Raw genomic sequence first — 24850 nt, forward strand, 5'->3', positions numbered from 1 at the left:
TTATGTTACTTGTTTCCATTATAAAACTCCTTAGATGTAAAGGATAAATTTATCCTGGCGTTGTTTGAACAGATACACGCCAATCAATAAAGTGACAAATGCATAGCTGGCACACTGAATATTTAATTCCAGCGGAGGAACATGCCCGTATAACAGCGTCTCGCGGAAATGCGTAACAAAGTAGAACATCGGATTCCCCAGAAGAAGCGGCATATAACGGTCTGGCATAATATTCATTGGATAGATAATTGGTGTAGCATACATCCATGCTGTAATCAATACTCCATAGATATGTTCAACATCTCTGAAAAAGACAACTACACTACAAAGAATAAGACCGACACCAAGGCTGAAGATGAATACATAAAAGATAGACAGGAAACTGAATATAAATGTATATTTAAGGTCCACTCCTGTAATCACACAAACGATCAATACCGCACAGAGTGAAAACAGCATATTTACCAGCGAGTACAATACCTTGGATAAAGGGAATATATACTTGGGTATATATACTTTTTTGATAATCTGACCGGATGAATAGATCGATCCCATAGCCAGTGATGTAGAATCAGAGAAAAAGCCAAATAGTACCTGGCCGCTAATGACATAAGCCGCGAAATTCTCAACGTTAAACTTAAAAAGCTCCTGAAATACCAGCGTAATAATAATCATCGTCAACAATGGATTAAGTACACTCCAGATAATACCAAGAACAGAACGCTTATATTTAATTTTGATATCCTTGGCCACCAGCAGCTTCAATAAATCCTTGTATTTATAAAAATTTAAAAAGTAACGCTTCAACTCATACATTTCCTTACCGCCACCTAATTGTCTCAATTTTCTGTATCTCAACGGCGATTGTCTATCTTTTTACAGACAAGGCCGGGTGTAGCACGGTTATACCTTCTTTGGCTAGCATCCTATTTGACAGAGAACCGGCAGATAACCGGTATTCTGTCAGGCACGGTACATATCCATGCACAGCGCCCGCATTATATCACGGCTAATCCAGTATACGTTAAACCGTATAAAGCGTCCACCGCAGGCGGGCAGCAGTCAAATCACTGATACTGCCCTGCAGATAGTCATGTATTCTTTTTGGGGCGCTTGACTACTCGGCTAATTGCACGCAGTGGTTTGGTGATCTGCCATGAAGTAGAACTGGTCACCAGAACATTTTCGTGCTCCAGCTCCTGCTTGGCAACCAGCAGACCATCACGCTCATGCAGAGTGGCCAGCAGCAAATTATGCAAGTGCTGCTTTTCCTCGCGTTCTGTCTCAAGCTGGGCCTCCAGCCTGTCAATCCGCGGCTTCATCATCTTGAAGACGCTCTCTCCATTCAGAATTTGGATATGTCCCTGGATTGTTAATGCACTTATGTCGTTATGCTCCAGCTCAACAGCGAATTGCGGATCAAGCTCATGGAACTCTGCATACTCTTCTGTCTGGCTGAATGCATTTAAAGGTACAAACCGGGCCGGCTCCGAAGAGGATACGATATGAAGTCGAGTGATATATCCATCTACAGGCTGCCATTTGACACTATGGATCGAATCCAGATGATCCATATGATCGAAACAGACTTTGAACTCCCTGCCTTCAATCGTAAGTTCACCGGTAAAACAGCTTTCCTCTGTCCCGTCTTGCCCATACTTCACAAACAGCTTGCTTGGAAATACCTGCTCTGTCTGGGATGGCATAATGCTGTTGATTTTTTCCGTATCGGATATTTCCTGATCCGAACACAACGCAATCAAATACTTGCCATTATTCGGAGTATCATGAATATCATGAAGTCGGTAATAATCACCTGTACGTGCCTGAACCTCTGCCGAACTCAAATAGCTGAATGTACAGAATCCCTGGCGAAACATATGAATATGCTGAAATTTCGTTTTTAAAAAGTCTTCAAATTCCGAATAATAAAATTCTCTAATATGGAAGTGATTTGTGAAACCAACGATATCCGAGTATAATCTCTTGTCGGGCGTAGACATAATCAACATGCCGCCCGGCGTCAATACTCGCTTGATCTCATGCAGGAACCGCTCCTGTGCTGCTGAATCCACATGTTCAATCGTCTCAAAGCTGACGACTACATCAACCGAATGGTCCGGCAAAGGAAGTGTCTGTATATCCGAGACGATAAATTCGGTATTGTCTGATCGGTAGGTCCCCGATGCCCAGCGAATAGAATCTTCCGATATATCGATTCCTGTAACATGGGTAGCATACTGGGATATCAGATTGGTGCCATAGCCTTCTCCGCACGCGGCATCCAGAACTTTCTTGTTTTTTACAAAATCAAGAATGGCATGATATCTTTGTTTATGTTCAACTTCGATTTCGCCAAAAACTTTGTCAGGAATATACCTTTCGCCCGTAAAGTCCATTTTGTCCTCCTTCGTTTCGCTATCCTCAATAAAGTATTAAATGGAGCTATCCTATTTGAGAATAGTTCCTGCAATTAAAATGTGCTAAAATAGCTTAGAATTATAACTTAAAAGGAGTATATAACATTGGCTAATCCAGTATACGGCAAACAGTTTAAAGCGTCCACTGAGGACGAAAAACGTAATGGCATGTTCTGGGTCGTTAACATCTGTCTTATTTTGTTCCTGTTATGGACCCCATTTCAAATTGCATTGTTTAATGGTCTCGGCGTAAGTTTTGAGCAACCGATTTTCTGGGCAGTCATGGCTGCCGGCGTCCTGTTGATTCTGGGAATGATTCAATTCCACAAAAAAATCAAACTGGAAGATCAAAGAGATATGGTGGCACTGCTCATTATTCTGCTGCCCATCTCGTATATGATCTCCATGTTTTCGGCCGCCTCTTGGCATTATGCCGTAAATATGGTGCTAATACAATGGATGTATGCATTTATTTTCGTGATTGGTGTGTACATGCTGCGTGATCGTTTGTCCAACAAAATTATTCAAATTACCATCATGGGTTCCGCGTACTTGATTATTCTGTTCGGATTCCTCAACTGGTTCGGCCAGGGGATTCTGGGTGGACATCTGGTATCCTGGTTCTCAGTAGCTGTAAGCAACGGCGTATACGTCGATGCAGTTATGAGCGATTCCAACGGCTGGCGTCTGACTTCCGTATTCCAGTATGCGAATACATATGCGGCCTTCCTGATGGCGATCCTGTTCGCAGGACTCTTTAATGTAAGCCGTCTGAAAAGATCGTATGATCACTTTATCCACGGCTTTATGCTGGTACCGATTATTCTGTCCCTGATCCTGACGCTGTCACGCGGTGGTCTTGTAGTGCTTCCATTTGTGCTGCTGATCCTGCTGCTGATGCTGCGTCCTGCCCAACAGATTCTCTGGGTTGTTTATATTGTAATCGCCGGTATCGCATCTGCTGTGATCCTGAATCCGGTAACGGCTATCGGTCTGCAGGTTATTGCCAAGTATGATGGCGGTGTAGCTGCCAAAGGCTGGGCTTACCTGCTGGTTACATCGCTGATCGTCGGATTGATTGCGGTAGTAATTGGTCGTTTTATTGCTCCAAAACTGGAGCATGGCGTAGAAGGCTGGACCGCAAAGCGTTTCTCCAGCATCTGGCTGCCGATTGGCTCGGCTGTCGTCGGTGGTATTATTCTGGTTCTATTGATTGCAACGAATCTGCGTAATCTACTGCCGGAAAATATCCGTGTTCGTTTTGAAAATATCAACTTCCAGCAAAGTAGTGTATTGGAGCGTTTTACGTTTTATCGTGATGCCATGAAACTGCTGCGTGACTATCCGTTCTTCGGTGGCGGTGGCGGTGCATGGGGTGCGGCTTTTGAAGCGTACCAGAATAACCCGTATGTCAGCCGTCAGGCGCATAACTTCTTCGTACAGTATCTGGTCGAAGTCGGGGTGATAGGATTTATTATTTTCATTTTGTTCGTTGGTTTTATTTTCTACAAATATATTCGCGGTTATATCAAATCGGAACGCGAGAAAAAGGAATCTCATTTCCTTTACTTTATACTCGTTGTATCGATTCTGATGCACAGTCTGCTCGACTTTAACTTGAGTTATGTGTATATGAGTATTCTGGTATTCCTGGGTCTTGGCGGTATGGCTGCTGCAATGGATGCACAGCCGCTCAAACGTCTCAAACTGGGCGCCGGAACAATCCGTGGTATTTATGTATCGCTGATGGGGATAGCCGTGATTGCAGTTGTGTTTACGGCGCTGCGCTTCAAGGAAGCTTCCGCTGATGTAATGGAAGTAACCACCATGGCAAATACTCCGCAGGCTACGTATGAAGGATTGCGCAAGCCGCTGGATGACGCATTGTCGATCCGCAGCACGTTCCCGGATGCAGCAGTCTTCCTGAGTTCACTGCTTGTACAGGGTTACCAGCAGACCAAGGACGACCAATTCTATAATGAGGATATGACTCTGTTGACCAAAGCTCATGAAAAAGAGCCATTCAACAAGGATATTCTCAAGCAGATGGTTACTCTGTATCAGGTGCATGGAGATACCGATCAGGCGTTCAATCTGATGGTCGATAATATTCCGAAATATAAATGGGATATTTCCTGGTACGAAGGTGTTATTTCCCAGGCTTATATTCTGGGTAACCAGGCACACGAGAAAAAAGACACGGCTGCTGAACAGAAATACTTCCAGGCCGGTCTCACGATTTACCAGCAAGTACTGGATGGTATGCAGTACCTGACCACCTTGCCGGAAGGTCAGCTGCAAGGTCGCGAATTCGATGTGACTCCTAAGATTGCTCTGAGTATCGGTCAGATTCAGCTGATGCAAGGCAAGAATGCCGATGCGGCAGCAACACTGAAACGCGGACTCAAAGACGATCTGAGCGATGAAACGAACAAACAGGTAGCACGTTACTATCTGGCTGCCCTGCAAAAAGAAGGGCAAAAAGATCAGGCTGTCTATGACAAATTGATCGCTGTTGATGCCAAGGAAAAAGAACAAATTGATCAGCTGGCCAAAACAACTTACTAATTCAAACTTTATTCCACATAGTCTGATCATAAAAAAGAGGCTTCTCCTACACGGGAGAAGCCTCTTTTTTTAAATCTAATGACGCATGATTTTTGCCACACTCTATTATTCAATCACACTATCCACCGCTTATAGTATATCTGGGTTGAAACGATTATCGCTGTACCTCACAGAGATTACGTTATGCAGTAGGGTGATCAATCTCATTTATTACTTTACGCAGATACTCAATAGTGCTTTCCCGCAGCTCCGGATGTTTGAGCGCATAGTGGATCGTCGTCTCGATAAAGCCGCTCTTCTCGCCTACGTCGTGGCGCAATCCGTCGAACTGATACGCCAGAATATCCTGCTGATCGCCGAGCTTGGAAATCGCATCGGTCAGCTGGATCTCACCGCCTGCTCCGGCATCCTGGTTGCCCAGAATATCAAAAATCTCGGGAGTAAGAATATACCGACCCATGATCGCCAGATTAGATGGCGCATCTTCACGTTTTGGTTTCTCCACGAGACCGGTGGCTTTGTACAGACGGCCGGATTCATCGCCAGGCATCTGATCTCCTGCTACCAGACCGTAGCGGGATACATGTTCCCAGGGTACTTCTTTGACCCCTACCACAGAAGACTCATGCTGCTCGTATACATCCATCATTTGCTTGAGACAAGGAACATCGGATTCTACAATATCATCCCCGAGCAGTACGGCAAACGGTTCGTTGCCGATAAACTTGCGGGCACACCAGATGGCATGTCCCAGTCCTTTGGGTTCTTTCTGACGAATGTAATGGATATCTGCCATCTCGGAGGATTCGCGAACCGCATCCAGCAGCTTCCATTTTTCTTTTTCTTCCAGATTCTGCTCGAGTTCAATCGAGTAATCGAAATGATCTTCAATGGCCCGTTTGCCTTTACCGGTAACGATAATGATGTCCTCAATACCGGAAGCAACCGCTTCTTCGATAATGTACTGGATCGTCGGTTTGTCTACGATCGGCAGCATTTCTTTGGGCATGGCTTTGGTAGCTGGCAGAAAACGGGTTCCGAGTCCTGCAGCTGGAATAATCGCTTTGCGTATTTTCATTACTGGATCTCCTTTAGCCATTTAGGCAGCGATACTTTGAGACTACACTATACTATATTCATACGGGAATTTATACCTGAGAGGCAGGTAACTCCGATTATCCTTACTGAAGACAGGTGATTGGTATGATTTAAAGAATAATTCATACGAACCAGCAAGTCCCCTGTGCAAATCATAAGCGAATCTTTGGTATCAAAAAAAGATACACCGTTCTCTATCTATAACAGAAAACGGTGTACCTTTTATATATTTTTACTTCCTATTTGGCAAGGTGATTTATTTATCGATCTCTGCCATAACTTTACGCAGATAGTCTACGGTAGAATCACGCAGCTCCGGATGCTTCAGTGCATAGTGGATCGTCGTCTCGATAAAGCCGCTTTTCTCCCCTACGTCATGACGCAGTCCTTCGAACTGGTAAGCCAGAATATCCTGCTGCTGACCCAGTTTGGAAATCGCATCGGTCAGCTGGATCTCGCCACCTGCTCCGGCATCCTGGTTGCCCAGAATATCAAAAATTTCCGGTGTCAGGATATACCGACCCATAATCGCCAGATTGGATGGCGCATCTTCACGTTTTGGTTTCTCCACAAGACCAGTCGCTTTATACAGACGACCAGAGTCATCACCAGGCATCTGATCACCCGCAACAAGACCATAGCGGGATACATGTTCCCAAGGCACTTCTTTGACCCCTACCACAGAGGACTCATGCTTCTCGTATACATCCATCATCTGCTTCAGACAAGGAGTATCCGACTCTACAATATCATCCCCGAGCAGTACGGCAAATGGCTCGTCACCGATAAACTTGCGGGCACACCAGATCGCGTGGCCCAGTCCTTTGGGTTCTTTCTGGCGGATATAGTGAATGTCAGCCATCTCGGACGGTTCACGAACCGCATCCAGCAGCTTCCACTTTTCTTTCTCCTCCAGATTCTGTTCCAGTTCAAAGGAATAGTCAAAGTGATCTTCAATCGCGCGTTTGCCTTTACCGGTAACAATAATGATATCCTCGATACCGGAAGCAACCGCTTCTTCGATAATGTACTGGATCGTCGGTTTGTCTACGATCGGCAGCATTTCTTTGGGCATGGCTTTGGTAGCTGGCAGGAAACGGGTTCCGAGTCCTGCAGCTGGAATAATCGCTTTGCGTATTTTCATTATTTCTTCCTCCATCTCGAATGTATTGGATATAGTCTACAGCAGAATCTGCTTCCGCTGTAGAATCCTAAGTAGTGTACAGCCGCTTAACCGCCTGCACGCTGATGGGTTGGTGGCAGTGCTATGTAAGCCGGCAACTCGTCAATCTCACTCTGATATCTTACCCAATTCCACAGGATTTTACCCAGCAGATTCTTTTCTACAGATGGAAGCAGTTACATATGTGGATAACCTGTGAAAAAGACACATTTGTGCTTATCCATATCGTTTGATCGATAATTTACGGATTCAGTCATTCGCAGCTTTATGATGAAACGATAGGTTATTCTCCTCTATTCCCGGCTTTTACTATTATATTTGCTGCTATGTTCACTATTGTTTTGATTAATTTGTGGATAGGCTGAGGATAATATTTTTATTTCATCAGATAATATAGCATCAAAAAGAAGAAATCCGTAGCTATATTGGGGATAAATCAAAAAGAGGATGCCATAAATGACACCCTCCTGTAGATAATGTGGATGATTTGCGGATAACTTCTCCGCAGATATACATTTGCTGTATATCATTTTGGTCTATCCACATATTTATCCAGTTCATCTGTTTATTTTACCAGTTGACCGCGTGTAACGCCCAGCTGGTTGGTTGCTTTGAGACTGCGCCATACCTGAGTACCGCTAATCTCGCCGCGCAGCGCTTTGCTGTACAGTTCGATAACTTCCAGAACCTGCTCTGGCGTCTCTTCCAGGAACTCTACACGGTATCTAGGCACACCCAACTCCAGGAAATCCTTCAGGTATTCTGCTCCGGACTGCTCGATTGCATTGTATACCGTATTACGGCAACCTTCATCGACACGTACCGGATGAGACATACCGATCCGATCCTGCAGGGAAACCCGGCTGTCTTCACATGGACGTCCACAATTGGTGAAGTCGGTACCTTCACTCAGGAACGTACAATATACACAGTGCTCGGTATGGAACATCGGCAGATGCTGGTGGATAACCACTTCCATCCGGGAAGTCTGACTACGTCCCAGCAGATCGACCATTTGCTGGATATTCAGATCATAGGATGGAGTGACCATATCTACGCCGGAGTCCAGGAATAGGCTTACCGCTTTGTGGTTCGCAATGTTCAGCGAGAAATCACCGATCAGCTGTGGATGGTTCTCCTGCGGATGACTCTGGCGACGTGCCAGATAGTAGTACAATGCACCCGTATTACGTACCAATACCGCATCCGGCTGCAGACGCAGAATATTGGCATGATAGCCATTTTCACCAGGCATATGAATACGCGGCGTTGCCAGCGCAATCTTTTTGCCGGCTGCGCGTACAGCGGCTACAGCTGCCGGGAACTGCTTGATAAACTCAAAGTCCGCATAGATCATCTCTACATCGGTCTTCACAACAGCTTCCACTTGCTCCAATGTACGGCACAGTGCTGTCAGCATCGCTTCGGTACCTTGGACCGGAGCTGTAGCCGGAGCAATATCCTCGTAAGTCGCAATATCACGCTTGATATAGACTGGCGGTTTTGGACGTTCGCCTTCCAGCTGTTCTACCGCCTGGCGGCGAATCGCATTCAGTTCACGCATCGGGATGATAATATCGCCATGCAGCTGTACTTCCAGTTCATCCAGTTGGAAAATGGTACCGCCCAGGCGACCAAACTGTTCTTCCAGCAGTTCGGCAGTCATCGGACGCTTGGCTGCGATTTCCAGTTCCATCTCGGAATCTACGCGGATCGTTACACCTTTTTGCACATCGGTCCAGTAAGTGACCAGTGGCTGACCGGCATGACCGATCGCTTTGACATGTACCGGGAATACGCGGTACGGCTTGTCGGTCTCATACGTCTGTCTCATGCGTTTATCCAGCGCAGGATCGTTGGTTTTCCAGATCTTGTCCCCAACGTGTACCTTTTTGAGGTTTACATCGCTGCGACCTGGTACGATATCCACAATCCAGCTTTCTCCCGCTTCGCCTTCGAGCTTAACGCCCTGACGACGCAGATCATAGATCCGTCCGCCTTCTTCTTTTTGCGTTGGGTCGCCGGCATCGAATACGATACCGTCGCCGCGCTTCACCGGAGCTTCCAGACGGCAGACAACGCCGTCACGCAGGATTTTCTCGACGCGACCGAGGTATACGCCGCGGCTTTTCGGGAAAGTACCATCTACCAGCTTTTTGTTGTTGGTTCCATCGAGGAAGCCATGGGTAAATCCGCGGGAAAAGCTCTGTTCCAGCTCACGAATATCTTCGCGGCTGATCGGTGTGCTGTCCCCTTCAAAGTAACGATCAATCGCTTTGCGATATTTGCTGACCACGTTCGCTACATACGTCGGGCTTTTCAGACGACCTTCGATTTTGAAGGATGTTACGCCTGCTTCGATCAGCTCCGGCATGATATCGATCGCTGCCAGATCTTTTGGTGACAGCAGATAAGTTACGTCGCCCATGATCTTCTGCTCGCCATCTACGATCAGATCATACGGCAAACGGCAAGCCTGCGCACATTCCCCGCGGTTGGCAGAGCGTCCGCCCCACATTTCCGAGGTCAGGCATTGTCCGGAGTACGATACACATAATGCGCCGTGTACGAATACTTCCATCGGCAGACGAGCCTGTTCGCCGATTTTCTGGATCTGCTTGAGGTTGTTCTCGCGGCCCAGTACGACACGTTCCATATTGAACGGCTTGGTGAATTCCACCGCTTCCGGTGAAGTGATCGTCATCTGGGTCGAACCATGAATCGGGAAGTCCGGCGAGATCTCACGGATCATTTTGACCAGACCCAGATCCTGTACGATAACCGCATCCACACCTGCATCCACGCAGGCATCGATCAGTTCCTTGGCATCTTCCAGTTCGTTCTCGAAAACAAGTATATTAAACGTCAAAAAGCCTTTGACTCCATAGCTATGCAAAAACGCCATGATCTCCGGCAATTCATCCATACGGAAATTATTCGCCCGCGCACGCGCGTTAAATTTCTCCACGCCAAAAAAGACTGCGTCTGCTCCATTAGCTACCGCCGCCCGCATGCAGTCCCAGTCGCCTGCCGGCGCCAGAAGCTCCACGTCTTCTCTTCGTAATGCTGTAGTCATGTAGATTGTTATCCTCCCGGATTGCCTGATGCCCAGGCAATACTCTATTCGCGGATGAAAGTTCATCCTGATGGTTATGGTATTCGACATACGCCGGTGCTGAATCCGCTTTATGGACCGCTGGGTTCTTGCACCTCAATTTAAAATGATTCTAATTCAGTGTAACAGACATGGAGCGGGGTATCTACAGTATCGTTTAAATTTGTATGAAAATTAATGAAATATTGTGGAGTTTGCAAATGCGGAGCAATAATCGACTTATTGAGTTGTAAAGATGGGGATACAAATGACGGTGTGGTGTTTTGTGCTTCATTCACTCCAGAAAGGAATAAGGGGACGTCCTCCGGTTAAGCCTGGAGATCTTTGGGATGGTAAAGGGAAGGGTGACCTCCAGGCTTAAATGTTGTCCTTTCCCCTTATTTCCTTTCTTGCGTTATGTGCGTGTGCAAGCACTTTGCGCGTGAGTTCGTAGTAAGTGAGTGTGTTACATGCAAGTTCGTTACATACAAGTTCTTTATATATGAATGTGGTATATAAAAACTTTATATAAGCACGTTGTATGTAAAGTTTTTATACGAGTACGTTATAAATTCCTCTGGCAGACTGTATGTATACTACGGCAAGCTTGCAGGGCAAGTGGATGCATAGGTACGTTTAAAAGCATGAAAAAATACCGTTCTATCGTGCTGCACTCTGTCATTAAAACAGAGGCAGTATGATAGAACGGCATTCTGGATAAGATTTGGAGCAGACACGCTTTATATTGTCATCGATGTAGGAAATAAGCTTATTTGCTTAACCATTGGAACGAATTCATTACTTTGGAGATTTCAGCCTGATGGAATGGTGTATTGTTGGCTGTATTGAGTTCGCTGGACAAAATGTAAGTTCGTTTGCCTTTATTAAAGATGGTGTAGTTAGCCTGATATGGTGTTGAAGCGTCCGGATAGGATACTGTAAACGTATAGGCGGGTACACCGGCAAATGTCGTTGCTGTACCTTCCGGAATTTGACTGTTGGCAGTAGCTGCAGTGCCATTTTTGGAAAGGCTCGCTTTCCATTTGGCTACAGCTTTATCCAGAGAACTGGCATAATCCACAGTAATATCGAAACTGCCACCGCTATGCTGGAAGCTTACGCTTGTGGATTCATAGTTATTGCTGGCACTGACCCAGTAACGCGGTACCTGTAGACTGTAGCCGTAATTTTTGGATGTACGGGTCACTGTTTTGCTGCGGTCTTCGGAATAATAATCCACCGGCAGCTTGCCGAAATTCTCCTGCAAGGCATCAAAATCCAGTGAAACGGTCGACAGAATAGCTTCCAGATCGGAAGTGAGTGTCGGCGAATCGGACATTCCGCCATATTCCATATAATAGCGGTATCCATCACGCTGGAACAGAATCTGGTACTCGGTATACCAGATATCACCATCATACGTATATTGCATCTGATTCACTGTCGCTGTCTGGTTGCCAACCTGGCGTTCTGTCGTGCTCACATAGCGATAGTGATCCGATGTAAAGTTGTCGCCAAACCAGGTCTGGATCTGCTTGGCCCAGTCCTGAACGGTTGCGCCAGCCGGGGCACTATAAGCATAGATTCCGGTATAGCCGCCATCTGCTGTTCCTGCCTCCAGCGTATCACTGTTAAGTGACCAGTTGGATGGCAAGGACGCCGAGATACCATACTCTTCATTGGACAGCATATTATCGCTGGCTACTGGCTCTTCGCCGGATTCGGTAGAGGCGATATCCTCTATTGTTTTATTGCCGCTATCAAAGGACATCCGGAACGAATCCAGCAGATCTGCTGCTCCATCAAAGTCTTTGTAGCTGTACGCTTCGGAATCAACATACATCACATAATACAAATTGCCATTACCCGAATATAGTCTGTTCTCGGACAAATAACCTTCTTCGGAGCGACTGATCACTCTGGCATAATCTCCAGCCGGACTGTTCATGACCTGCTGATCCAGTACAGTCTCGCCCAATTCTTCGTTGTATCCAACGAGATAATCCAGCAGATCTTCGGGATCGGACTGTCCATAGACGGAAGAACTGACGGTATCCGGTTGTACCGATATCTGCAGCAGATACGTACTTTTCTTATCCATAAAATTGACTGTGCCGCTGCTCGAACCTTCCATATAGACCAGGTCTTCCGGATAATTGATTGTCCATTGGTACTGGCTGCTACCTACCAGCTTTTTATCCGCGTGTTCACTTGCGCTGCTGCTATCGCCTGTCTGCGCAGCAGATGCAGGCAGTGTAATAATAATCTGGCCGGAGACAACTTTCATTTTGCCACCGATACCCTGCACCAGTGAACGCAGAGGCACCATCAGTGTATTGGATTTCATTACCGGTGCTGCGTCCAGCGTTACTTTTTTGCCATTAATCGTCGCGGCTTTACTACCGATTTTCATGGAAATGATATGTTTGCCCGAAGTGAGCTGGACGATGTTATTCTCATGCAGCTGTACATCGGCATGGAAGGCACGGGAAAACAATCCCAGCTGCACCATGGTAACTCCACCCGCTTCATACGGTTTGACGATCGTTTCTTTTTCACCGTTGATCGCAGCGGCAGTGCTGCCTTTTTTGATTTTGAGTTCCAGCAGTTCAGCTGCAGCTGCTGTATGTACTCCGGCATACGCCGTTGTGAGTGTAATTATGGAAGCCAGCAGGCCGGTGGCAGCGATACGCACCCATTTGTTCATTCCGTTTCCTCATTTCTATAGTCAAAGTAGATAATCTCTCCGGTCAATCGCTTATTACTGTTCAGGAGAAGCTTCCTCGTCTGCCTGGCTGCTATCGATCAGATCTTCAGGCTGCGCCTGGGTCAGCTTCAGCGTGCGGCTTACAATATCTCCTCCGGATTGCATCATCAATTTGACGGTCTGGCCGGGAGCATATGCTTTGAGCAGCTCATTTAATTCAACCGTTGTATGGACTCTTTTACCATTAATGCTGTAGAGCACATCGCCTTCTTTGATGCCTGCTTTTTTGGCAGCTGCGGATCGTACTTCGGTGACGGTCATCGCATCATTGGTCGGCATACCGATCAGTGCGTCTTCGCTCTCCTGCAGCTGTACTCCGATAGAAGCGCGGCGTACTTCGCCATACTCGTACAGCTGGTCGATAATGTATTCTACAGTGTCGGCCGGAATAGTGAAGCCCAGATTATCGACACCCAGTGCTTCATATTTCATCGTATTGATGCCGATTACTTTGCCGTCCATATTCACCAGCGGGCCGCCGCTGTTACCGGGGTTAATCGCTGCATCTGTCTGAAGCAGGCTGTAAGAAGCATCCACCGCACGGTTTACACCGCTAATAATACCGGATGTAGCCGAGTTGCGAAGAGAGAGAGACAGCGGCGTACCGATAGCGATTACCTGCTCACCCACTTCGGGCTTCTGGTTACCGGAGACAAACGAAGCTGTTTTGAGTCCGGTCGCATTAATCTTGATCAGCGCCAGATCGCTTACGGTGTCGCTGTAGATTTCTTTGACCAGATAGGTCTTGCTCTGTCCATTTGCTTCGGACGTAATGACCTTGGCGCCTTCCTGCATGCTGTCGATAACATGGGCATTGGTCACGATCCAGCCGTTGGAGGCAATAATTACGCCCGAACCAAAAGCAATGCCTTCTTTGTCCTGACCGTAACCGCCATCGTCACTGTCATCACTGCTGCTTTCTTCAGCCATTGCTTCCGGTGTTGGTATACCAACGATGCCAACAACAGAAGGAGATACCTTGGCGATAATTTTGCTGTATCCGGGATGGGTGGAAGAAGCACCCAATTGTGGTGCCTGGTATGTATAATGAGAAGTCCAATCTGCTGCAGAAGCCATAGTCGCATAAGGGGCAGACACGGTAAAAGCCGAAGCCAGTAGTACAAGTGCAGGTATTTTCGAGGAAAACATTTTCAAATTCATCCAGCCTTTCTATAGTTGCTTGCGTGTCCACCATTTAACTGGTAATTACAGTAAAATGAGTCTGAATCCAGAGTACCATATTCCTGTATTCAGGCACAATTACCCAGAAGCCTATCTTTATGTATAAATAAGCAGGCTGTTGAATACAAAGAAAGCTTATTTGCCTTCAACAGCCTGCTCAAACTAAAAAGATGAAGCAGAAAAAGATTAGACCTGACTGCTCTCTAGTTCACGACTACGTGCCGTGTCGCGTTCAAGCACAGGTTTGAGGTAATGGCCGGTATAGGATCCTTCTACCCTGGTGATATCCTCCGGCGTACCGGAAGCGAGAATCGTACCGCCACCACTACCGCCCTCTGGTCCCAGATCGATCAGATAGTCGGCTGTTTTGATCACATCCAGATTATGCTCGATAACCAGTACCGATTCGCCGGAATCAACCAGACGATGCAGCACAACCAGCAGACGATCGATATCATCCACATGAAGACCGGTAGTCGGCTCATCCAGGATATACATTGTTTTGCCGGTACTGCGGCGATGCAGTTCGGAAGCCAGCTTCACGCGCTGCGCTTCACCACCGGACAATGTAGTGGCCGGTTGACCCAGCTTCACATAGCCCAGACCTACATCGAGCAGGGTTTGCATTTTGCGGTGAATACGCGGGATGTTCTGGAAGAAATCCACAGCATCTTCAACCGTCATATCCAGCACATCGGCGATATTGCGGTTTTTGTATTTCACTTCGAGGGTCTCGCGGTTATAACGCTGACCTTTGCAGACTTCGCACGGAACGTATACATCCGGCAGGAAGTGCATCTCGATTTTGATAATACCGTCACCGCGGCAGGCTTCACAGCGGCCGCCCTTGATATTAAAGCTGAAGCGGCCTTTTTTGTAACCACGTACTTTGGCTTCATTCGTCTGTGCGAACAAGTCACGAATATCATCGAATACGCCGGTATAGGTCGCCGGGTTGGAACGAGGCGTGCGGCCGATTGGCGACTGGTCGATATCGATTACTTTCTCAATATGCTCCAGGCCACGAATTTCGCGATACTGTCCCGGAATAACGCGTGCCTTGTTCAGATCGCGTGCCAGTGTTTTGTACAGAATCTCGTTGACCAGTGTTGATTTACCAGAGCCGGATACTCCGGTTACTGCGGTAAAGACGCCAATTGGAATTTTGACATTAATATTCTTGAGGTTGTTTTCCTTGGCACCGCGAATCTCCAGCCAGCGATTATCCGTTTTACGACGTTCCAGCGGCACAGGAACGAATTTGCGGCCGCTCAGATACTGTCCGGTCAGTGAGTTGGGATCTTCCATAATCTCCGCCGGTGTACCCTGGGCAATGACCTGACCGCCATGGATACCGGCTCCCGGACCAATATCGATAATATGATCCGCTGCCATCATCGTATCCTCATCATGCTCTACGACGATCAGCGTATTGCCCAGATCACGCATATGCTCGAGCGTCTTGATCAGACGATCGTTATCGCGCTGGTGCAGACCGATACTCGGCTCATCCAGAATATACAGTACGCCGGTCAGACTGGAACCGATCTGGGTCGCCAGACGAATCCGCTGGGCTTCCCCACCGGACAACGTGCCTGCTGCACGGGACATGGTCAGATACTCCAGACCGACATTCACGAGGAATCCAAGCCGGCTGCAGATTTCCTTGAGGATCAGGCGCGCAATACTCTGTTCCTTTTCACTCAGATGAATATGCTCAAAAAATTGCTTGGCTTCACCAATAGGCAGATCGGTAATATCAGCGATATTTCGCTTGTCCACACTCACGGCCAGAATTTCTTTTTTGAGACGCTTTCCTTTACATACCGGACAAGGCTTGGCACTCATATAACCTTCGATATATTCGCGCATACTCTCGGATGAAGTATCCTTGTAGCGGCGTTCCAGATTGGGAATAATGCCTTCGAATACGACATGAGCTTCCTTGACCCGTCCAAAATCACTTTCGTAGCGGAAACGAATCTTTTGTCCATCCGAGCCATTCAAGATCAGATTGATCTGTTCTTCTTTTAGTTCGGAGAGCGGTACATCTGTCGGAATCTTATAGTGCTGACAGACCGATTTCAGGAACTGTGGATAGTAGTTGGATAATCCGCCGCTCCATGCCTGGAAAGCACCTTCTTCGATTGTTTTGCTGCGATCGGGAATCAGCAGATCACGATCTACCACCATACGGATACCCAGACCATCACATTCCGGGCAAGCACCAAATGGGCTGTTAAACGAGAACATCCGCGGTGCCAGCTCTTCGATACTGAATCCACAGATCGGACAGGCAAAGTTGGAGCTGAAGCGCAGCTCTTCCTGACCGATAATATCGACCAGCAGCTGACCACCGGACATTTTGAGCGCCATCTCGATCGAGTCGGCCAGACGTACGGCTACGTCTTCCTTGACCACGATCCGGTCAACTACGACTTCAATCGTATGTTTTTTGTTTTTTTCCAGCTGAATATCTTCGGACAGATCACGCAGTTCCCCGTTTACACGGACACGGACAAAGCCCTGCTTGGAGATTTCCGAGAAAATACTTTTGTGTTCACCTTTGCGACCGGAGATGACCGGAGCCAGAATCTGCAGACGGGTACGTTCCGGATATTCCATAATCCGGTCTACCATCTGCTCGACCGTCTGGGATGTGATCTCGACACCATGATTCGGACAATGCGGATGACCCACACGTGCGAACAATAGACGCAGATAATCATAAATCTCGGTTACGGTTCCGACTGTAGAACGAGGGTTACGGCTCGTCGTTTTCTGGTCGATCGAGATTGCCGGAGACAGACCTTCGATCGAATCCACGTCTGGTTTGTCCATTTGTCCGAGGAACTGACGTGCATAGGCAGACAGAGACTCGACATAACGACGCTGACCTTCGGCATAAATGGTATCAAATGCCAGTGAAGATTTACCCGAGCCGCTCAGACCGGTCAATACGACAAAGCGGTCACGCGGGATGCTGATATCAATATTTTTAAGATTATGCGCTCGCGCGCCCTTAATTTCAATATGTTTATTCGACAAATAATCCAACCTCCAAATCCGGTGCTTCCGGAATAATCACAACGCCGCCCGTCATTTTGTAGTGTATCTGCAAAATGTAAGAGCTGTGCGCATAAACGGCCCAACTATGATAAAGGTTGCCGGGAATTCCGGTTCTGTATCCGGAATTACCCAACAACCTTGGATTGTGTATCATGTTCATGCTGTAGGAGTCCAGCTGTCAACATTCAGGAACGACAGAAATTAGCTGATTTCTGCCCGCAGTTCCAGTACCGCATCACGCAGTTCGGCGGCACGTTCGAACTGAAGCTCTTTGGCAGCAGACTTCATCTCGTTCTCCAGACGCTGAATCAGCGCCATCCGGTCGCGCTTGGACATCTTGGCTTTGCCTGCTTCCGCCATATAGTCCGCTTTGCCTTCAGCCACTTTGGTCGCTTCAATGACATCACGTACTTTTTTGCGGATCGTTTGTGGGGTAATGCCATGTTCTTCGTTATAGGCAATCTGGATCGTACGGCGGCGTTCGGTTTCCCGCATGGCGCTAGCCATGGAGTCGGTCACTTTGTCACCGTACATAATAACCCGGCCTTCGGAGTTACGCGCTGCCCGTCCAATCGTCTGTATAAGCGAACGCTCCGAACGCAGGAATCCTTCCTTGTCGGCATCCAGAATAGTGACCAGCGAAACTTCCGGCAGATCCAATCCTTCCCGCAGCAGGTTGATCCCGACAAGCACATGGAATGTACCCAGCCGCAGATCCCTCAGAATAGCCATACGCTCCAATGTCTTGATATCGGAGTGCATATACCTGACCTTGATTCCGACTTCTTTGAGATAATCGGTGAGATCTTCGGACATTTTCTTGGTCAGCGTCGTAACCAGTACGCGCTCATCCCGTTCAATCCGAATACGAATCTCATTGATCAGATCATCAATCTGTCCTTTGGTCGGACGCACTTCGATAATCGGATCCAGCAAGCCGGTAGGACGGATAATCTGCTGAGTCGTTGTCTCGCAGTGCTCTAGCTCATAAGGTCCCGGCGTAGCCGATACGAAAATGATCTGATTGATCTTGTCCTCAAACTCTTCAAATTTCAATGGACGGTTATCCAGTGCAGATGGCAGACGGAATCCGTGATCCACCAGCACATTTTTGCGCGCCTGGTCACCATTGTACATCGCCCGGATCTGCGGCAGGGTCACATGCGACTCATCGACCACAATCAGCATGTCATCCGGGAAATAGTCCAGCAGGGTAAACGGCGTATCTCCACGTTCACGGAAAGTCAGCGGCCCGGAATAGTTCTCGATACCGGAGCAGAAACCGACTTCTTTCATCATCTCGATATCATAGCGGGTACGCTGTTCGAGCCGCTGCGCTTCTAGCAATTTGCCCTGCTCATTGAGCACGGCGAGGCGGTCTTCCAGTTCACGCTCGATATTTTTGAGCGCGACTTTCATCGTCTCTTCTTTGGTAACAAAGTGAGACGCCGGGAAAATCGCAATATGTTCGCGTTCACCGATCAGCTCGCCGGTCAGTACATCAATCTCGGTAATCCGTTCGATCTCATCCCCGAACAGTTCGACCCGTATAGCATGCTCACTTTTGGAAGCCGGGAAAATCTCGATAACGTCGCCCCGTACCCGGAAAGTACCGCGCACAAAATTGATATCATTGCGCTGATACTGGATATCGACCAGACGCGACAAAATCTCGTTGCGTGACTTTTCCATGCCTACACGCAGAGACAGCAGCATGCCACCATATTCCTGCGGCGAACCGAGACCATAGATACAGGATACGCTGGCTACAATAATAACATCACGGCGTTCAAACAGTGAGCTAGTCGCCGAGTGACGAAGCTTGTCGATCTCTTCATTAATACTGGAGTCTTTCTCGATATACGTGTCGGAAGACGGAATATACGCTTCCGGCTGATAATAATCATAATAGCTGACAAAATAATCGACCGAGTTATTGGGGAAAAATTCCTTGAACTCGCTCGCCAGCTGGGCTGCCAACGTCTTGTTATGTGCAATAACCAGTGTAGGACGCTGGAGCTTGGAAATCGTCTGTGCAACAGTAAAGGTCTTTCCTGTACCGGTCGCGCCCAGCAGTGTCTGGAACTTCTTGCCCTGCTGTACGCCCTGTACGAGCTCTTCAATCGCGGCAGGCTGGTCACCCTGCGGAGTGAATTCCGACTCTATCTCGAATTTTTTGGAGCTGACAACAATATCGTTCATTGCCCTGCATCACCCTATCGTCTAAAATATATATTACGCTTGCCCGATAATAACAAAAGAGACCGTTCATCAGAGTGCCGGACACATAATACTTTACCCAACGTTGGCTGTAATGGCACATCCTGAATAGACGAATCTCATTATTGGTTAATACTTATATAACATAATTTAACAACCTAATGTTCCAAATAGGAATGTTTGTTCCCTTCTATTATACTCTCCAAATTTTACTTATGCAATTGAAACACGTCTGTAAACGACAAATTTTTCAGACGTTTTTTTCATATCAAGGCATGGCCTGCTTTCTTTCCAGGGGGCTGGCACACAGTTACAGCTAACTACTTCCCAGACGCAGAACAGGAGATGGATACATGGATTTAACAACGATTATCGGTATTATTGCAGGGATCGCTGCATTGATTGGGGGGTTTTTATGGGAAGGCGGCGACGCGGGAGGATTGCTTCAGGGAGCGGCTGCACTGATCGTGTTTGGTGGTACAGCCGCCGCTGTCGCTATCAGTTTTCCGGCTTCGCGTCTGAAAAGACTGCCGCAGGCTATCCGGACGGTACTTGTTCCGGTTCGCTCGGATAATGAGCAGCTGATCGAAGATGTGGTTAATATGTCCATGCATGCCCGGCGCGCCGGAGTACTCGCTCTGGAGCCGCAAGCGGTATCGCATGAAAATGCTTTTCTACGCGAAGGTCTGCAGCAGGTTGTGGATGGCACGGACCGGGACGTTATCCGTCAGATTCTTGAACTGGAGATGGCCAAAGTCGAGCAGGAATATGAACAGCATGCCAAAATTTTCGATTCGGCCGGTGGTTACGCACCGACTATGGGGATTATCGGTACGGTCATGGGTCTGATCCAGGTACTGGGCAGTCTCAGTGAGCCTACCGGTCTGGGCAGTTCGATAGCTGTAGCTTTTACCGCTACCCTGTACGGTGTAGCCAGCGCCAACCTGATTTTCCTGCCGCTCGCTTCCAAGATCCGGGCGCGCAGTGAACTGGAGACGCTGACAATGGAAATGCTGCTCGAAGGTATCCTTTCTATCCAGAATGGAGAAAATCCTCAGTTGGTACGACGCAAACTGGAGACCTTCCTGACAGATACAGATGGTTATTCCGATAACGAACCACGAATGAGGGAGGAATAACGATGCGACGTTATTCTCGCCGCAACAAAAATACCGGACATGATCACAAAGATCGTTGGTTGATTACTTATGCCGATTTGATTACACTGCTGCTAATTTTCTTTGTCGTGATGTATTCGGTCAGCCAGATTGATTCCGATAAATACAAAGTGTTGACCGAGTCGCTGCAGCTCACTTTCCAGAGTGCCAACTCGGTGCTGGACGGCGGCAAGGGCGTTACCGGTACCGCTGGTCAGAATGTGAACAACGGTGGTACCGACTCCGAGCAGAATCAGGCAGGACAGCAAGGCGGCGACAAAGGGCAGGAACAGCTGACCAGCCGCGAAGAAGCTTTTCGCAAGCAGGAGCAGGAACTTGCCAATCTGATGCAGGTTATTGAAAATTATGTAGATACCAACAATCTGCAGAATCAGGTATCGGTAGTGGATAAGCCGCAGGGGATCTCTATTACCCTGAGCGACCAATTCCTGTTCGACGAAGGTCAAGCCGATCTCAAAGCGCGTTCACTGGGCACATTGGCTCGGCTCGCCAGCCTGTTCCAGTCGATCAATACAACTATCAGTATCGAGGGGCATACAGACAATCTGCCGATCGTCTATGCTTCCCGATATCAGGATAACTGGGAGTTGTCAGGCGCACGGGCCTTGTCCGTACTGCGTTATTTTATTGATACAAAGAAACTGGATCAGGCCAATTTTCAGTATGCGGGTTATGGAGCGACGCGTCCTTCAGCCGACAACTCTACCGCTGCCGGACGCCAGAAAAACCGGCGCGTGGAAATTATCGTGCTGCGCCAGCTGCAAGAATAGCCGGATACAAGCCAGATATAGCAAAAGCACACGGACAGCGGGATACTCCCGGATAGTCCGTGTGCTTTTATTATTGTTCATACGACCGTAATGATTGTAAATCATAGGCTTCATAGTCATATGATTCATAGTATGGATAATGTCATGATCTGCTGAATAGTATTATGATCCGCTTTATGGATTCCCTTGTTTATAGATCGTCTTAGTGCTTGTTGTTATCTGTACGGCGTTTTCGTTTCGGAAGACTATAGTTATCATCAGACAGTGCAGATTGATGATCTTCGGGCGCTGTATCTAGCTTTTCTGCCGGAGAAACAGGTTCTTCTGACAAAACTGCTGATTCGGCAGCCAATAGCAAGTTGCCGGATGATTCCGTATTTCCCGAGGAAAGACGCCGCGTTCGCGGACGAACCAACAAATGAAAAGCAGACAGTTGCTGAATATCAGGAGAAACAGGTGCGTGATCATCGGGAGCAAAAATCATGCCCAGCTGATGATGATCCCCGGCGTAAATCGCTCGCTGCAAAAACTTGCTTTCTCCATGAATATTGAGGATTTCCAGCTTGCAAAAAGCCGGATTCATTCGCAGTGCTTCATGCAGAGATTGCGGATGATGTACAGGTATGCCGTTTACTTTATAGACCGTCTCCGCAGCTCGAATGCCCAGTTCATGCGCCGGGCTGCCGGGAATAACATCCAGTATCCGCAGACCGCGCAGTGTCTCGGTATACAGCGGTATACTCTCCAGTTCTTCACGTCTGCTCAGATAGACAACCACCTCGCGCCAGATCACAGCGATACAGATAGCGGGCACAGCCAGTGGCGGCCACCAGAGTGCGCCGGCAGCCAGCACCAGCAGTGCCAAGCTGCCGAGCAGCAGCCGCTTGGATACGATACGTGCCTTGTCTCCAGGCAGTCGGCTCTGGGTCAGGATACTGCAGCCAATCATCACCGGCAGCGCGGTAACTACTGCTCCGCCGCTCCAGAATTCACCGTTATGCAGCGGCGTCCAGGGTAAAATAAACCCACCAGCCGCCGGCATCAGCAGCCAGAGCGGTACCGGCCAAAAAGCTTCCATCGCATAGGCCCCTACCGGCTTGCCCCGCTTGCCCTCGATCACTACCGGCGAAGACAAAGCAGGTCCCTGCAGACGGAACAGTACCGCTTCGGCCGCCTGCAGCAGCACGGCAATCATCAGCAGGCCCGGCAGATCCGCCTGACGAATAGCTATTACCGTCTGTCCAATCCAGCCTTGCGGTTGCCATGACGGGAAAAGCAGTAACGCTACATGAACTACCATCAGCACAGCGAGCGCATCCATCAGGTGCGCCAGACGCAGGCGAATCAGCGACAGCAGCACGATGATGATACCGAGGCACCAGACGATTTCCTTTTCGATATGTATACCAATTCCAAGCATGACTGCCGACAGAATACACCCAATAACCAGTCCGGTAAGAACGGTACGAACTACCCTGCCGGCATAAATATGTACACGTATATTAAACAGTTTGCGTTCCAGTATTCCCTGCCGCCGATAATGCAGCAGCAATCCAATCAGAAATATATAGTAAAATGGCTGCGAAAGCAGCTGTCCTATCGCCCCACCAGTGATACGGAGTGCTTCTCCCAACACTGCCATCACGCTTCACACTCCTTTGCTTTCCATACCTGCCAACTTGCTGTCCAACATTCTTTATTGTACATAAAAAAAGAAGGCTGTGACAGCCTTCTTTTTACAATCCATCGTCTTATTACTCAGATGCAATTCCGACGGTTCCATGCTGTTATAGCATTATACTCCGTGGACTTTACTTTGTTGCGCTCAACTGCTGCTTCACGCCGGCGATGGCTTTATTCAGTTGTACATCGTATTGCGGGTCCTGGATATGCTTGATCAGTTCGGCTTCCAATTCAGCTGCTGTTTTGGCATCCAGTGTACCGTTAACAACAAGCTTGTGATCTTTTTGGAAAGTTTTCACTGCTATTTCGGTACTGCGATCAAAATAGCCATCTTTACGATCTACTTTGTAATCCAGTCCGGCAAGCATAATCTGCGCACTTTTCACATCATTGTTATTCATATCGTACTTGAGGGTTTTATCCTTGTTGATCGGTGTCACCGTGTAATAATCCGGTGGAGCCACTTTTACGTCGGGCTTGATTCCTTTTTTGTGAATCCAGTCACCGTTAGGTGTCAGCCACTTGGCAATCGTAATCTTGATCAGACTGCCATCATTGAACAGATTATCCATACTGGTCTGCACGGTGCCTTTACCGTAGGTCGTTTCTCCATACAGCGTAGCGCCGGCAGACTGCTTGAGGGCACCTGCCAGAATCTCGGAGGCACTCGCACTGCCACCATTGGTTACAACCGCGATCGGATAGTTTACTCCCTGACCGTTCGAGTTGGTTACCTGACGCTGACCGTTTTTGTCCTCGACCTGTACCAGAGCTTTGCCTTTGGGTACAAATTGTTCTGCCATTTCTTCAACGACAGACAATACACCGCCTGGATTGTTACGTACATCGATTACAAGTCCCTTCATGCCCTGGGCATCCAGCTTGTGCAGCTCCTCTTCGAAGCGCTGCGCTGTATTCAGGGAGAACTGGGTAATCTCGATTACACCGATTTTATCCTTGGTCATACGTGCGTATACCGTCTCCATCGCGATATCATCACGTACAATATCGAATGTCATCGTATCACTGCTGCCGGCACGTTTGACTTCCAGCTTAGCCGTTGATCCTTTTTCGCCGCGGATTTTGGCAACAGCTGCATTGAGTTCTTTGCCGGACAGACTTTCTCCATTGACGGAGACAATAATATCCTTGGCACGCAGTCCGGCTTTTTCTGCCGGCGAACCTTTGATCGGAGATACAATAACAACATTACCGTTATCCTCAGACACTTCCGCGCCAATTCCGGTAAAGGAACCTGCGATCGATTCAGAGAATTGTCCGGCAGTATCGGTATCCATATAACTGGAGTAAGGATCACCAAGCGCTTCGAGCATCCCGTTGATCGCTCCATCCACCAGTTTATTTTCATCTACATTCTGGTAATAATTATTTTCAATCAGACTGGCTACCGTACTCAGCTTGCTTTGTTCCTGGTCGGTGAGTCCACCGCCACTCAGCGCGCCGATTACGCCCTGTCCCATTGAAGCTCTTTGCACAAAAGACGGTAGATTGACTACAGCCAGCGTCAGTACGCTGCTGAGCACCATCATGGCAATAATGAGCAGTGCCACCGTGCGTTTTCTCATCGTGTATTACCGCCTCTCTCCATTCAACCCGT

Annotated in this window: 14 protein-coding genes; 3 read left to right on the forward strand and 11 right to left on the reverse strand. The window is 48.0% G+C overall.

Annotated features, from left to right (window positions below):
- Positions 1–30: 30 nt before the first annotated feature.
- Both AR543_RS22445 and AR543_RS22450 read right to left on the reverse strand, forming a co-directional pair.
- Positions 31–816: an ABC transporter permease gene (locus tag AR543_RS22445; protein ID WP_060536481.1), complete on the reverse strand. Its 786-nt coding sequence runs from the start codon at positions 814–816 to the stop codon at positions 31–33.
- Between the two features lie 275 nt (positions 817–1091).
- Positions 1092–2399, reverse strand: a complete 1308-nt coding sequence (locus tag AR543_RS22450; RefSeq protein WP_060536482.1) for a class I SAM-dependent methyltransferase — start codon at positions 2397–2399, stop codon at positions 1092–1094.
- 126 nt (positions 2400–2525) lie between these two features.
- Here AR543_RS22450 and AR543_RS22455 point away from each other — a divergent pair, with 126 nt between their 5' ends.
- Entirely contained in the window at positions 2526–4988 is a 2463-nt protein-coding gene (locus tag AR543_RS22455; protein ID WP_060536483.1) for an O-antigen ligase family protein, read from the forward strand.
- 181 nt (positions 4989–5169) lie between these two features.
- Here AR543_RS22455 and galU (AR543_RS22460) read toward each other — a convergent pair whose 3' ends face one another.
- The 7 genes from galU (AR543_RS22460) to uvrB form a co-directional block, all read right to left on the reverse strand.
- Positions 5170–6066, reverse strand: a complete 897-nt coding sequence (galU, locus tag AR543_RS22460) for a UTP--glucose-1-phosphate uridylyltransferase GalU (RefSeq protein ID WP_060536484.1) — start codon at positions 6064–6066, stop codon at positions 5170–5172.
- A gap of 276 nt (positions 6067–6342) precedes the next feature.
- Entirely contained in the window at positions 6343–7230 is an 888-nt protein-coding gene (galU, locus tag AR543_RS22465; RefSeq protein ID WP_060536485.1) for a UTP--glucose-1-phosphate uridylyltransferase GalU, read from the reverse strand.
- 604 nt (positions 7231–7834) lie between these two features.
- Positions 7835–10345, reverse strand: coding sequence for a U32 family peptidase (locus AR543_RS22470; protein ID WP_060536486.1), 2511 nt, complete (start codon positions 10343–10345; stop codon positions 7835–7837).
- Positions 10346–11132: 787 nt separating this feature from the next.
- On the reverse strand, positions 11133–13070 hold the full coding sequence (locus AR543_RS22475; RefSeq protein WP_060536487.1) for a stalk domain-containing protein: 1938 nt from the start codon (positions 13068–13070) through the stop codon (positions 11133–11135).
- 54 nt (positions 13071–13124) lie between these two features.
- Positions 13125–14279 (reverse strand): S1C family serine protease, encoded by a 1155-nt coding sequence (locus tag AR543_RS22480; protein WP_060536488.1) that lies wholly within the window; start codon positions 14277–14279, stop codon positions 13125–13127.
- Positions 14280–14498: 219 nt separating this feature from the next.
- A complete protein-coding gene (uvrA, locus tag AR543_RS22485; RefSeq protein WP_060536489.1) occupies positions 14499–17360 on the reverse strand; it encodes an excinuclease ABC subunit UvrA in 2862 nt (953 codons plus the stop codon).
- A gap of 222 nt (positions 17361–17582) precedes the next feature.
- Complete coding sequence (gene uvrB / locus AR543_RS22490; protein WP_060536490.1) at positions 17583–19583, reverse strand: excinuclease ABC subunit UvrB; 2001 nt, start codon at positions 19581–19583, stop codon at positions 17583–17585.
- Between the two features lie 371 nt (positions 19584–19954).
- On the opposite strand from uvrB, the gene AR543_RS22495 reads away from it, so the two are divergent.
- Together AR543_RS22495 and AR543_RS22500 are read left to right on the forward strand one after the other, a co-directional pair.
- The gene (locus tag AR543_RS22495; protein ID WP_060536491.1) at positions 19955–20740 is read left to right on the forward strand and encodes a flagellar motor protein; all 786 of its coding nucleotides are present in this window, start codon (positions 19955–19957) and stop codon (positions 20738–20740) included.
- Positions 20741–20742: 2 nt separating this feature from the next.
- The gene (locus tag AR543_RS22500; RefSeq protein ID WP_060536492.1) at positions 20743–21549 is read left to right on the forward strand and encodes a flagellar motor protein MotB; all 807 of its coding nucleotides are present in this window, start codon (positions 20743–20745) and stop codon (positions 21547–21549) included.
- 202 nt (positions 21550–21751) lie between these two features.
- Here the strand turns inward: AR543_RS22500 and AR543_RS22505 are convergent, their stop codons facing one another.
- Positions 21752–23191, reverse strand: a complete 1440-nt coding sequence (locus AR543_RS22505; protein WP_060536493.1) for a PDZ domain-containing protein — start codon at positions 23189–23191, stop codon at positions 21752–21754.
- 169 nt (positions 23192–23360) lie between these two features.
- The gene (locus tag AR543_RS22510) at positions 23361–24818 is read right to left on the reverse strand and encodes a S41 family peptidase (RefSeq protein WP_060536494.1); all 1458 of its coding nucleotides are present in this window, start codon (positions 24816–24818) and stop codon (positions 23361–23363) included.
- Between the last annotated feature and the right edge of the window lie 32 nt (positions 24819–24850).

The organism is Paenibacillus bovis (assembly GCF_001421015.2).
Classification (GTDB): domain Bacteria; phylum Bacillota; class Bacilli; order Paenibacillales; family Paenibacillaceae; genus Saccharibacillus; species Saccharibacillus bovis.

Excerpts from the sequence above, each read along its gene's own strand:
- AR543_RS22445 (WP_060536481.1), bottom strand. The coding sequence starts at position 816 with ATGTATGAGTTGAAGCGTTACTTTTTAAATTTTTATAAATACAAGGAT.
- AR543_RS22450 (WP_060536482.1), bottom strand. The coding sequence starts at position 2,399 with ATGGACTTTACGGGCGAAAGGTATATTCCTGACAAAGTTTTTGGCGAA.
- galU (WP_060536484.1), bottom strand. The coding sequence starts at position 6,066 with ATGAAAATACGCAAAGCGATTATTCCAGCTGCAGGACTCGGAACCCGT.
- galU (WP_060536485.1), bottom strand. The coding sequence starts at position 7,230 with ATGAAAATACGCAAAGCGATTATTCCAGCTGCAGGACTCGGAACCCGT.
- AR543_RS22470 (WP_060536486.1), bottom strand. The coding sequence starts at position 10,345 with ATGACTACAGCATTACGAAGAGAAGACGTGGAGCTTCTGGCGCCGGCA.
- AR543_RS22475 (WP_060536487.1), bottom strand. The coding sequence starts at position 13,070 with ATGAACAAATGGGTGCGTATCGCTGCCACCGGCCTGCTGGCTTCCATA.
- AR543_RS22480 (WP_060536488.1), bottom strand. The coding sequence starts at position 14,279 with ATGTTTTCCTCGAAAATACCTGCACTTGTACTACTGGCTTCGGCTTTT.
- uvrB (WP_060536490.1), bottom strand. The coding sequence starts at position 19,583 with ATGAACGATATTGTTGTCAGCTCCAAAAAATTCGAGATAGAGTCGGAA.
- AR543_RS22495 (WP_060536491.1), top strand. The coding sequence starts at position 19,955 with ATGGATTTAACAACGATTATCGGTATTATTGCAGGGATCGCTGCATTG.
- AR543_RS22500 (WP_060536492.1), top strand. The coding sequence starts at position 20,743 with ATGCGACGTTATTCTCGCCGCAACAAAAATACCGGACATGATCACAAA.
- AR543_RS22505 (WP_060536493.1), bottom strand. The coding sequence starts at position 23,191 with ATGGCAGTGTTGGGAGAAGCACTCCGTATCACTGGTGGGGCGATAGGA.
- AR543_RS22510 (WP_060536494.1), bottom strand. The coding sequence starts at position 24,818 with ATGAGAAAACGCACGGTGGCACTGCTCATTATTGCCATGATGGTGCTC.